This is a genomic window from Paenibacillus sp. Marseille-Q7038, from assembly GCF_965111595.1.
The window spans coordinates 518,844-530,708 of record NZ_CBCOOM010000001.1; the positions used below are offsets into that span (position 1 = coordinate 518,844).

The 11,865-nt window shown below is 41.3% G+C and carries 15 protein-coding genes; 13 read left to right on the forward strand and 2 right to left on the reverse strand.

Annotated elements, in window-relative coordinates:
- Nucleotides 1–67 precede the first annotated feature (67 nt).
- The gene (locus ACWPWY_RS02580; RefSeq protein ID WP_454190253.1) at nt 68–451 is read right to left on the reverse strand and encodes a cytochrome C oxidase subunit II; all 384 of its coding nucleotides are present in this window, start codon (nt 449–451) and stop codon (nt 68–70) included.
- Nucleotides 452–623: 172 nt separating this feature from the next.
- A complete protein-coding gene (locus ACWPWY_RS02585) occupies nt 624–974 on the reverse strand; it encodes a phage holin family protein (protein WP_454190254.1) in 351 nt (116 codons plus the stop codon).
- A gap of 155 nt (nt 975–1,129) precedes the next feature.
- Between ACWPWY_RS02585 and ACWPWY_RS02590 the strand changes: the two genes are divergently transcribed.
- The 13 genes from ACWPWY_RS02590 to ACWPWY_RS02650 all read left to right on the forward strand — a co-directional run bounded on the left by ACWPWY_RS02590 (nt 1,130) and on the right by ACWPWY_RS02650 (nt 11,831).
- Nucleotides 1,130–3,487 carry an endonuclease MutS2 gene (locus ACWPWY_RS02590; RefSeq protein WP_454190255.1) on the forward strand — a complete coding sequence of 786 codons (2,358 nt, stop codon included), beginning with the start codon at nt 1,130–1,132 and terminating at the stop codon, nt 3,485–3,487.
- A 149-nt stretch (nt 3,488–3,636) separates the two neighbouring features.
- The gene (locus ACWPWY_RS02595) at nt 3,637–4,260 is read left to right on the forward strand and encodes a hypothetical protein (RefSeq protein WP_454190256.1); all 624 of its coding nucleotides are present in this window, start codon (nt 3,637–3,639) and stop codon (nt 4,258–4,260) included.
- Between the two features lie 179 nt (nt 4,261–4,439).
- Nucleotides 4,440–5,633 carry an MFS transporter gene (locus ACWPWY_RS02600; protein ID WP_454190257.1) on the forward strand — a complete coding sequence of 398 codons (1,194 nt, stop codon included), beginning with the start codon at nt 4,440–4,442 and terminating at the stop codon, nt 5,631–5,633.
- A gap of 76 nt (nt 5,634–5,709) precedes the next feature.
- A complete protein-coding gene (locus ACWPWY_RS02605; RefSeq protein WP_454190258.1) occupies nt 5,710–5,946 on the forward strand; it encodes a hypothetical protein in 237 nt (78 codons plus the stop codon).
- 43 nt (nt 5,947–5,989) lie between these two features.
- A complete protein-coding gene (locus ACWPWY_RS02610) occupies nt 5,990–6,310 on the forward strand; it encodes a spore coat protein (protein ID WP_454190259.1) in 321 nt (106 codons plus the stop codon).
- 160 nt (nt 6,311–6,470) lie between these two features.
- Nucleotides 6,471–6,971, forward strand: coding sequence for an Lrp/AsnC family transcriptional regulator (locus ACWPWY_RS02615; RefSeq protein WP_160032851.1), 501 nt, complete (start codon nt 6,471–6,473; stop codon nt 6,969–6,971).
- A 15-nt stretch (nt 6,972–6,986) separates the two neighbouring features.
- A complete protein-coding gene (locus tag ACWPWY_RS02620; protein ID WP_454190260.1) occupies nt 6,987–8,207 on the forward strand; it encodes an aminotransferase class I/II-fold pyridoxal phosphate-dependent enzyme in 1,221 nt (406 codons plus the stop codon).
- 196 nt (nt 8,208–8,403) lie between these two features.
- Nucleotides 8,404–8,619 (forward strand): aspartyl-phosphate phosphatase Spo0E family protein, encoded by a 216-nt coding sequence (locus ACWPWY_RS02625; protein ID WP_454192771.1) that lies wholly within the window; start codon nt 8,404–8,406, stop codon nt 8,617–8,619.
- Between the two features lie 108 nt (nt 8,620–8,727).
- On the forward strand, nt 8,728–9,294 hold the full coding sequence (locus ACWPWY_RS02630) for a hypothetical protein (RefSeq protein WP_454190261.1): 567 nt from the start codon (nt 8,728–8,730) through the stop codon (nt 9,292–9,294).
- Between the two features lie 50 nt (nt 9,295–9,344).
- A complete protein-coding gene (locus ACWPWY_RS02635; RefSeq protein ID WP_454190262.1) occupies nt 9,345–9,887 on the forward strand; it encodes a bifunctional adenosylcobinamide kinase/adenosylcobinamide-phosphate guanylyltransferase in 543 nt (180 codons plus the stop codon).
- 12 nt (nt 9,888–9,899) lie between these two features.
- Nucleotides 9,900–10,469, forward strand: coding sequence for a cob(I)yrinic acid a,c-diamide adenosyltransferase (locus ACWPWY_RS02640; RefSeq protein ID WP_454190263.1), 570 nt, complete (start codon nt 9,900–9,902; stop codon nt 10,467–10,469).
- The gene (locus ACWPWY_RS02645) at nt 10,466–11,425 is read left to right on the forward strand and encodes an RluA family pseudouridine synthase (RefSeq protein WP_454190264.1); all 960 of its coding nucleotides are present in this window, start codon (nt 10,466–10,468) and stop codon (nt 11,423–11,425) included. Before ACWPWY_RS02640 ends, ACWPWY_RS02645 begins: the two co-directional genes overlap by 4 nt.
- A 46-nt stretch (nt 11,426–11,471) precedes the next feature.
- Complete coding sequence (locus ACWPWY_RS02650) at nt 11,472–11,831, forward strand: arsenate reductase family protein (RefSeq protein ID WP_454190265.1); 360 nt, start codon at nt 11,472–11,474, stop codon at nt 11,829–11,831.
- Nucleotides 11,832–11,865: the final 34 nt, after the last annotated feature.

Genomic DNA, 11,865 nt, shown 5'->3' on the forward strand with positions numbered 1-11,865 from the left:
TAATAAAATCATTGTAAAAAGACCCTCGTACCAGGCTGATTGCCTTGGGCGAGGGTCTTTTGTAATGCTATTCTTCTACAATAATTTTAGAAATCATTGATGAGTGACCTTTTCCGCACCAGACGGAGCAGGCAACTTCAAATTCACCGGTTTCCTCAGGCGTAATCACAGCAGAACTTTTTTTGGTATCCAGTTGCAAGCTGAGTCCTGGTACAATAATTCCATGGTTCCCTTCTACGTTTTCATAAACGATACGAACGGGAACTCCTTTTTTAATACGATATTCAGGTTGATCGAATTCGTAATTTGTTGCTTTAATGATAATTTCTTCACTTGCTGCCACTTCTGATTCAGAAACTCCGCTGCCTGAACCTGATTCCGAATCTTGACCGCATGCTGCAAGTACGAATAGTAACATAGTACTTAGAAGTAGTACGATTGCTTTTTTCAAGAATGAGACCCTCCTATAAAAATGTTTTAGGTACATGCTCTCTTATGATACCGTAGATCATCTGCGGGTGTACATTCCTATTACGTCATATTTTTGAATATTCTCGCTAATTTTAAAACAACACAAAAAGGTCTCCTTCATATAGAAGAAGACCTTTTTACTGTTATGCTCATTATTTATTTTTTTTCGCAGCATCGAATGGAGTTGGGACAAATATGTCTATAATCCCGATCACGAGTGCTGCCAGAAGAGCACCGAGAATACTTGCGGATACATCGTTAACAATATATTGAGATAACCAGATTACAAGCGCACTAACAAGAAATCCAACGACACCTCTGCCAAATGGAGATACTCTCTTGCCGAAAATACTTTCGACCACCCATCCGAGCAGTGCGATTACCAGCGCTAACAAAAGTGCACTGCCGAAACCATGCACGGAGAAACCAGGAACGATCCAACTCACCAGCAACAATACAATTGCTGCCACAATAAAACGAACAATTGCCCCTAAAATTGACATATCATATATCCTCCTTAAATTTGGTGTATTCTTGGGTATGCATAACCTATTATGTAGCAAATCGACACAAATTATGTGTAGAATTGATTTCTCAAATGGCACAAGTCCTGCTCATTCGTTATAATGAAATATAGAGCCTGAGAGGAGTTGTCACATTGGATTCGAAAATTTTGCATACGTTAGAATACCGTAAAATTTTAAATACAATATCTCTATACACACAAACCGAGATAGGTAAACATAAAGCAGAAAATCTAATGCCTGTATCTGATCTTGAAGAAGTGAAATCTTTGCTTACAGGAACAGACCAAGCGGTAGCTGTAGATCGTTTAAAAGGTATTCCTTCTTTTACTGGAGTGACCGATATTACATCTGCTGTGAAAAGAGCTCGGATCGGAGGAACACTCAGCCCTCATGAGTTGCTTGCTATCCATAATACGGTTCATACGGCACGCAGACTTAAACGGATCCTTCACAGCATGGAAGATGAGATTGAAATCGGTAAGTTGTCATTTTTAAGCGAACAGCTCTCAGAACAAAAACCGCTGGAAGATGCAATTAAATCTTGTATCAATGAAACGGCAGAAGTGCTGGATTCTGCAAGTTCCGCATTATCTCAAATTCGAAGAGAACTTCGGTCAGGTGAATCACGGATCAGAGAGAAATTAGACTCCATGATTCGTTCATCTTCGGTTTCAAAAATGTTACAAGATCAGCTCATCACCATTCGTGGGGATCGATTCGTTATTCCTGTTAAGGCAGAGTATCGTGCCCACTTCGGTGGTATTGTTCATGATCAATCGGGATCGGGAGCTACTCTGTTTATAGAACCGGAATCGATCGTTGCCATGAACAACAAGCTGAGAGAGACGCGCCTAGCAGAGGAACGCGAAATTGAAGTTATTTTGCAGAAATTGACAGCTCTTGTAGGTGAAGAGTCGGAGTGGTTAATCCAAGATGTCGAATTATTGGGAACGCTTGATTTCATTTTTGCGAAAGCACGGGTTGCCCGTGAAATGAAAGCAACGCTGCCGATCATGAACGATCGTGGATTTATGAAGATCAAAAAAGGGCGCCACCCTCTAATCCCACTAGACAAAGTTGTTCCAACGGATCTTGAACTTGGAAATTCATATAGTTCTATTATTGTGACAGGTCCAAACACAGGGGGTAAAACAGTTACCCTTAAAACGGTTGGTTTACTTAGCCTTATGGCCATGTCAGGGTTATTTGTACCTGCTGAAGATGGAAGTCAATTGAGTGTTTTTGATGCCATCTATGCTGATATTGGTGATGAGCAAAGTATTGAACAAAGTCTCAGTACGTTTTCGAGCCATATGACGAACATTATTCGTATTCTATCTCAAATGACACCGAAAAGTTTGGTGCTCCTGGATGAGCTGGGTGCAGGGACAGATCCTGCGGAAGGGTCCGCACTTGCGATCTCCATTCTTGAGCATATTCACGCTACAGGTTGTCGTATGATTGCAACGACTCACTATAGTGAACTGAAAGCATATGCATACGAACGAGAAGGAATTATTAACGCGAGCATGGAGTTTGATGTCGCGTCACTTAGTCCGACGTACCGCCTATTGATTGGTGTACCTGGCCGTAGTAATGCGTTTGCTATTGCTGAACGATTGGGTCTGCAATCTGACATTCTCGACTATGCACGCGGTGAAGTGAAAGAGGAAGATCAGCGTGTTGAGAACATGATTGCTTCCCTTGAAGATAACCGTCTTAAAGCGGAACAGGAGCATGATAAAGCTCAGCAAATTCGTGCAGAACTTGAACAACTCCGAAGTCAGCATGAACAGGAGATTAAAAAACTGGAAGAGCAACGCGAAAAAAGGCTACAAAAGGCGGAGCAAGAAGCTCGTGATATCGTAGCCAAAGCGCGTCAAGAATCCGAAAAAATTATTCAAGATCTTAGAAAAATGGCTCTTGAAGAAGGTGCTTCTGTCAAAGAGCACAAGTTGATTGCTGCTCGTAAGGGGCTTGAAGAAGCAGAGCCGGCGGAACGCAAGAAGAAAGTGAAGAAAGCTGCTGGGACCAGAAGTATTGGCCTTGGTGATGAAGTGAAGGTTACCAGTCTGAATCAAAAAGGTCATGTGGTTGAATTATCTGGTAAAGAAGCACTTGTTCAGATGGGTATTATGAAAATGAAAGTGGCCGTTTCCGATCTGGAACTGATCGAATCGTCGCAAAAAGCATCGACGCAGATCCAGCGACATGTTACGGCGGTAAAACGAACTCGTGATGATAACGTGCGGTCTGAACTTGATTTGCGAGGAGCGAATCTTGAGGAAGCATTGATTGAAGCAGATCGTTTTATTGACGAAGCATTTTTATCTAACCTTGGACAAGTGTACTTAATCCATGGTAAAGGAACAGGAGTACTCCGTACAGGAATTCAGGATTATTTAAGAAAACATAAAAATGTCAAAAGTTATCGTCTTGGGAATTATGGAGAAGGCGGTAATGGAGTGACCGTTGTTGAATTGAAATAAGAAGGTTCTATATGTACAGGAGGATCTATGAAAAATTTGACCCGGATTTTATTTGCTGCTGCCATCATATTTTTCGCAGCAGGAATCGTGTATATGATGAACGGGTAATGGGCTAAGATGAAATGGGATAGTATGAAAGGATGAATAAAATGGAAACAACAGTATGTCCATGGTGTCAAACAGAAATCGTATGGGATGAGGAGCTGGGTCCGGAAGAAGAATGCCCTTATTGCAATAATCCTCTATCCGCTATTCCAGACCAAGAAGAACCTGAAACCACTGCGGATGAGTTTCAAACCAATAACCAACATGAGAATCTTCCTAAAGTGAACCTAGAGGGATATCGTACGGTTAACTTGACGCTCACAGAAGAAGAGGAACTTTTGAAAGAAAAAGCGGCTGCTGAGGCAACGGAAGAAGATTATGATCAACTATGGGAGGATGAAACAGATACACTTCTTCCTACTGCCAGAGTACTCGATCAATATGAAGAATCCGGTGTTGATCTTGCTAAATATTCATCTGCTGTGCAGTCTATTCTCGATGTCCAGGAGGAAGCACCTGAATGTCCAAACTGCCGTGAATTTTTGCTTCATACCGGAGTTCAGACCGTAACAAGAGACAGCTTCACAAAAATTCAGTCCGTGTTGCCTCCACTTGAAGCGCCATTCGGTTTGAATATTTATGTTTGTCCTTCTTGTTTTCAAACGACACAAAGTCTAGCCTCCGAGGATAGACTACGTATGGTGAAACGCTTAAGTCAAAGTAAATAAAAAACATTTTATATAAGGGAACACATACCGTTTCAAGGTGTGTGTTCCTTTTTTATTGTTTCCAATTTCATGAAATTGATAAACAGAGACAAGTTTTCTGTAAAGAGAGGACATATTAGTTTTGTTACTTATGGTAGTCCTGCTCCCTGAATGTAGCAGAGCGTAAGGAGGGAAACGAAGTGAAAAAGGCGATGCTTGACGGGCAATCCAAACTGCTTCTGTTTGTAAATGGTTTGTTTGTCCTTGCGAGTGCCTTATCCGGCACCTTTATTAATGTGTTTCTGTGGAAAAGCCGTCAAGATTTCACCATGATTGGTTGGTTTACCATCAGTCAGCAAATAGCTCTTGTCCTTACTTTTTGGCTGGCTGGAAAATGGGTGAAAGAACATAACAAAATGAATGTCATCCGAGTCGGCATTTTATTATCTGCAGTATTCTATCTTCTTGTACTGTGGCTAGATCAGCAAGCAGTATCGTATATTTGGCCATTAGGATTACTATTAGGGGCTTCGCTTGGCTTGTTCTGGATCTCATTTAATGTCGTTTATTTTGAAGTCACTAGTCGAGATAACCGCGACTTGTTTAATGGATGGGTTGGGCTCATCGGCTCACTAGTTGGGATTGTGGGCCCCTGGGCATCGGGTCTCGTTATTTCACTATCAAAAGCAAATCAAGGATACAGAATCATATTTATGATTTCGATGGTTGTTTATGGAGTAGGTGTGATTGTCAGTTTCTTTTTGAAAAAAAGAAAGACAGAAGGGACTTACTACTGGATAGAGCCTTTTCGCCAGCTGAAGATTACAGCGAGTCCATGGCGTCATGCAGCTCCTGCTCTTGCTTTCCAAGGGATTAGAGAAGGCGTGTTTTCATTTTTAGTGAACCTCTTGGTATATATCGCTACAACTCAAGAAGTGAAATTAGGACAGTTCTATCTGTATACATCCTTAGTGGCTCTTGTTAGTTATCATTTTGTTGGAAAATGGTACAAACCATCTCACCGGTATTATGGATCTTTGATAGGGGCTGTATTGCTTTCTTTGCTTACGCTGCCTTTATTATGGTCTGTTAATTACAGCGCCTTACTCATCGTTGGTATAGGTTCAGCATTATTTATGCCGTTTTATCTCTTGCCGATGATCTCTTCTGTATTCGATCTCATGGGAACAAATGATGAAATGGTGTCAAAAAGAGTCGAACTTGTCGTTTTACGTGAAATTTGTCTAACCACAGGTAGGATCGCCGGAGTTCTTATCTTTATCCTAGTCCTATCTATCCATGATTCGAGCAGAACAATGACATGGCTCATGGTCATTCTCGGGTTCTCTCCGGTACTTAGTTGGTTTTTTATTCGCAAGCTCGTTCGTATCTAGCTGTACATAAAGATTTTGAATACGGGCAAGCTATCAAACGTAAATGGAGAGTCATAACTTGAGGAGGTAAAGATCTATGCAAACACAGTCAATGCAGCCGATCACCGGGAAAGAACTGGAATACATTGCCGATTGTTTATCGAATGAAGATTTATTGACAAAACAGTGTGCAGCGACTGCATCAATTATTCAAAACCCAAGGCTGAAGCAAGTTTTAAGTCAGCACATTCAGATGCATAAGCAACATGCTGATAAGCTTATTAGCGCTCTGCAGCAGCATCAGCCGCTAGCACCCACACAACCATCTAATTAAACAGATAAAAACCATTGAAAGATTGAGAGGGAGGCGAAAAAAGATGAATACATCATCCAGTAGTTCATTCATGCCTGAAGCAGATTTAGCATATACGATCTTGGCCGATTTAAAAAGAACGGTACGTGAATACACAACGGCTACAACGGAATCCAACTGTCCAACAGTACGCCAAATGTTTACTGATTTAACGAATAGTTCTTTAAAATTACAAGGTGAACTTTATACTGCAATGCAGCAAAGCAATTTATATCCTGCTCCAGGTAAAGCACTCCAATCGGATATTGACAAACAAATACAGACAGCGAATCAAACAAAACAGGAATGCGAACAATTTGTACAACAAAAAAATCAATTTAACTGATAAAGAGAAACCAGCGCCTCGCGAACAAAGAGGTGTTGGTTTTTTTATTTGCAGTAATATTCATTTCATGTCATATTATATTTAATCTGCTTAACGAAAAGGCAGCTGCATGGCCCGTTACACGGACCCGTTACTGAAGATGTACTCTGGAGGGAAATGCATGATAGAACTTAATGATTTGAAATTAAAAGTGCTCAATTTGTTAAAAGAAGACGCGAGACGAACACCGGCACTCCTTGCTACTTTACTTGGGACTTCGGAAGAAGAGATCAAGAAAGCGGTATCGGAACTTGAGAAAGACAATGTAATCGTGAAGTACGCGACCGTTGTAAACTGGGAAAAAGTTGATGATGAGAAAGTAACTGCCTTAATTGAAGTTCAAATTAGTCCTGAACGTGGTCGTGGTTTTGAAGGAATTGCAGAGCGCATTTATTTGTATCCACAAGTAAAATCCGTGTACCTTATGTCAGGAGCATATGATCTCCTGGTTGAGATTGAAGGGCGCAACTTGCGTGAAGTGGCTAATTTTGTATCGGAAAGACTTTCTACGATTGATTCTGTATTGTCGACCAAGACAAACTTTATTCTTAAAAAATATAAACAAGACGGCATCATTTTTGAGCCACATCAAGAAGATAAACGGCTCCCTATTTCGCCATAAAAGGAAGTATGAGAGATGATAGTTAACCAAGATAAAAAAGATAATAAATCCGGTTCGAAATCGATGAGTTCATATCTAAACCCAGGGGCTCAGCAAATACCACCGTCAGGGATCCGTAAGTTTTTTGACCTCGTTGGTCCTAACAAAGGGATTATTTCTCTTGGCGTTGGGGAGCCTGATTTTATTACCCCATGGCACATGCGTGAAGCTTCCGTATACTCCCTTGAACGCGGGTTTACGAGCTACACGTCGAACGCTGGTATGATTGAACTTCGAGAAGCTATCAGTGATTACCTGGAACGGGGATTTCATACTCCATACGATCCTGAAGATGAAATTCTCGTTACTGTAGGCGGCAGTGAAGCCATTGATCTGGCATTACGTGCGCTGATCGTGGCGGGGGATGAAATTTTGGTTCCTGAGCCTTGTTATGTAGCCTATTCGCCTATTATTGCGCTTGGCGGCGGCGTTCCCGTAGGTGTAGAAACGATAGCAGAGAATAATTTTAAGCTAACACCGGAAGCTCTTGAAGCAAAAATCACACCTAAATCCAAAGTGCTTATTCTCTGTTATCCAAGCAATCCGACAGGGGCAATCATGACGTACGAAGATTGGCTGCCCATTGCTGAGATCGTAGAGAAGCATGATCTTATCGTCATTTCGGATGAAATCTATGCAGAACTTACATATAATCAAAAGCATGTAAGTTTTCCTTCGATCCCTGGGATGCGAGACAGAACCATCCTAGTGAGCGGGTTCTCTAAGGCGTTTGCAATGACAGGTTGGAGAATTGGATACATGTGCGGAAATTCTGATCTGATTTCAGCAATGCTTAAAATTCATCAGTATACGGTAATGTGTGCTCCTTCTATGGGCCAAGTCGCCGCTTTGGAAGCTTTGCGTAATGGATTAGAGGAAAAGGATCGAATGGTGGAGTCGTACAATCAGCGCCGCCGATTAATTGTTCAAGGTTTCCGGGACATTGGACTGGATTGCCATGAACCTCAGGGTGCGTTCTATGCATTTCCAAGTATACGGAAAACAGGACTTACTTCAGAAGAATTTGCCCACAAGTTGTTAACGGAAGGCAAAGTTGCAACGGTTCCAGGCGGTGTATTTGGTTCCGGTGGAGAAGGTTATCTACGCTGCTCTTATGCGACTTCTCTTACTCAATTAAATGAAGCTCTAGAAAGAATCGGGAATTTTGTTTATAAATTAGAACAAGAGGGTAAATAAAAATATATAATGATGGTTGCCACTTGGTATAAATAAAACTAAAATGTAAACAATTCAACTATTTCCGTAAATTGTAACAATTGGTACGGGTTTATTCGTTTTTATGCTATAATCTGTAAGGATATAGATTTCTAGGGAGGGATTTACCTTGTTTTGTGCCGACTATGATTTGCCGACATACCGAGGTCAATATGCTGTGGATAGCGATAGCAGCACCTCTTGGCTTACACACTCGGAGAAAGCATCATCACGCAATCTTTCCTTGGAAGATGAAATCCATATCCTGCGCAGCAAGATGGAAAGAATCTTTTTAGAAGAGAAGTCTTTTACTTCAGACATAGTGATCGAAATCAGCAGCTTGCTTGATTTGAAGATCAATGAATATATGAAGACCTATCCTAAGAAAGCATAAAAGCGTGAGCTCATTTAACAGGAGAAGACCCTTTTGAGGGTCTTCTTTTTTTGTGTAGCAGTATTGTGATATGATGTGAAATAAGGGAAAAAGGAGGAATTATTAAACGTGTCTAAAAGAAGCGGATGGGCTATAGTTGTATTATTATTCATAGTAATACTCACGGCGTGTGGCAAAGAAGATGATACTGCGTTCCGGATTTTTATGACAGATGATCAAGGTAGTATTGCGGGTATTGAAGATGAACTTCAATCTAAGCTGCAAGAAAAGTTTGGAGACAGAATAACGATAGAAGTCATTTCTAGTCCGATCTATAATCAGCAAAAACTTCTGCTTGAGTACGTTGGACGATCAAATGATCTAATGATTATGCCAGAAAACGATATGAAATCGTACGGTAGAGAAGGTTCGCATATTGCAATTGAGGATGCTTTAAACCCAGAAACCTATAGTCGTGGTTATTTTGAGGGCGGTACATATGAGATTGATGAAAATGGAGAGATTTCTAAAGATATGGTAACGGGGGATCATTTATTTGGGATTCCACTTGATGAAATGACGATATTCAAAGAGCTGAATTATCCAGCAAAAAATTTATTCGCGACCATCCCGGTTTCTACATCTGATATCGCATTAGCAAAAGAAGTTCTCAAGTTTATGACGGAATCGAATTAATTTATAATGAACGGACTAAGTGATATACCAGTAGGAGGGGGGGCTGAGGGATGCTCATTATGGTAACAGGGGGAGTAAGCAGCGGTAAAACCCAGTTTGCACTATCCTATGCCTCAACACTTGCAAGGGAAGGCATTTATATAACAGATGAACATGCAAAACCTTTGCCCGAAAAAATGAGGGCCCCGTCCAAACTGCGCAGAGTACATATCTCTTCACATCAATCACTTCCGGATACACTTGATCACATCAACAGGGAATCGAATTTGTTCCGTGCTGATCACCGTATTGTTGTTATTGATAGTTTGACCAGCTGGATGATTAGTGAATGGAAAAACTGTTGGAACAGTGCGGATCAAGCTCGTATTATAGCAAGGTTGGAGCAATTAAAGGATGTTCTTTTCTCTTATCAGGGATTACTTCTGATTATTACCAACGAAATGCAGGGGAGTTTTCATCCTTCCGAGGAGGAAAAACAATTCATTTCTTCAATGGCTGAGATGAATCGTATGATTGCAGTCAGAAGCGACCAGGTGTTCCAGCTCACTTCAGGCATTGCAAGCGAGATCAGCAGGAACAAAATCAGATATTAAGTGGAGGGTATAATGAAAATATATACAAAATCAGGTGATAAAGGCCAGACTTCAGTGATCGGCGCAAGAGTACCAAAAGACGATGACCGGGTCGAGGCTTATGGCACGATTGATGAATTAAATAGTTTTGTTGGTCAAGCCATCAGTATCATAACGACCGAAGAAAAGTATTCGGACTTAAAAAAAGAACTAGAGACGATTCAGCAGGAGTTATTCGATTGCGGATCGGATCTTGCTTTTGTCAAATTGGAGGAAGGGAATTATAAAGTGTCTGGTGATATGGCAGAACGTTTAGAACAGTGGATTGATCTTCATCAAGCTGAAAATCCGCAAATCGAACGTTTCATTATTCCGGGAGGAGCTGCTTTATCTTCTGCACTTCATGTGTGCCGTACCGTAAGCCGGAGAGCAGAACGCCGGGTAGTAACGCTTGGGTCTCACACTGAAATTAATCCTAGCGTCAGGCTGTATATGAACCGTCTGTCAGATTACTTCTTTGTTGTCGCTCGTACGGCCAATGTTCGTTCCGGTGTTCCTGATGTAGAATATCTACGCAGCAAAAAGGTGTTTCGAAGCAAATGATGTCTTACTATGAACCGATTGTATATGTTGTTCTTCCAGAAGATGAAGGGATGCTTCTAAAAACGATTTTACAAAAAAGATTAGGAGTCTCCCGAAAGTTAATGTCCAGAGTGAAAATGACCGAATGTGGAATTCAATTAAATGGTCAACGCGTCTATATCAGTGAGAAAGTAAAGGGCGGAGACCGAATCGAACTTCGGATGGAAAAAGAGACTTCGGCAGATATTTTACCGGAGCCTATTCCTTTTGACATCATATATGAGGATGAGCATCTACTCATTGTGAATAAACCTGCGGGACTCATTGTTCATCCAACCAGTGGTCACTATACGGGAACACTAGCAAATGGTGTGGTACATTACTGGCAGGAGAAAGGTGAACAGGTACGTTTTAGACCCGTCCACAGGCTGGACCAAGACACATCAGGAGTTCTGTGTATAGCTAAGAATCCGTACGTGCATCAGCATATTTCCGAGCAAATGATGCAGGGAACGGTAGATAAGTATTATACAGCGATTGTGCATGGATATCCTGAACCCGCAGAAGGAATGATTGATGGACCTATTGACCGAGACCCATTAGAGCCGCATCGCCGTATTGTTACACCGGATGGTTATCCAGCTCGCACATTGTATCATATAGTGGAACGTTATCCACATGGCAGCATGGTACAAATAAAGCTTGAGAGTGGACGAACCCATCAAATCAGGGTGCATATGAGTTCGATTGGTTGTCCGCTAATAGGGGATACTTTTTATGGTGTCGATCAGCTCTCACATGCAAAATTTAACCGTGAACAGGCACTACTAACGGATACATGGATGAATAGACAAGCTTTGCATGCCAGCAAGCTTTCTTTCACTCACCCGCTTTCTGGGGAAAGAGTGACGTTTACTGCGGCTTTACCAGCAGATATGGAACAGTTACAAGCAAGACTTGAAGAAGCGCAAGGTTAACAACAATAATAACAAAACAGCTATCGATTCAGGAGGACACAAAAAAATGAGTCAATTAACCGTATATCAATATGCGAAATGCAGCACTTGCCGTAAAGCAGTAAAATGGCTGGAGTCAGCTGGACATGAGCTAACACTAATTCCAATTTTTGAAGAGCCGCCTACGGTAGATGAACTAGCATCACTTGTTGAGAACAGCGGACTAGAATTGAAAAAGTTCTTCAACACAAGTGGAGAAGTCTATAAAGAAATGAATCTTAAGGATCAGTTGAAAGAAATGAGTAGAGAAGAACAGTTAAAACTGTTGTCCTCTCATGGCAGACTGATTAAACGTCCTATTGTGACGGATGGAAGCAAAGTTACCGTTGGTTTCAAAGAAGAACAATTTCAAGAAACATGGGGTTGACCCGATCATCCCTTTTTATAAGAATGACTTTGGT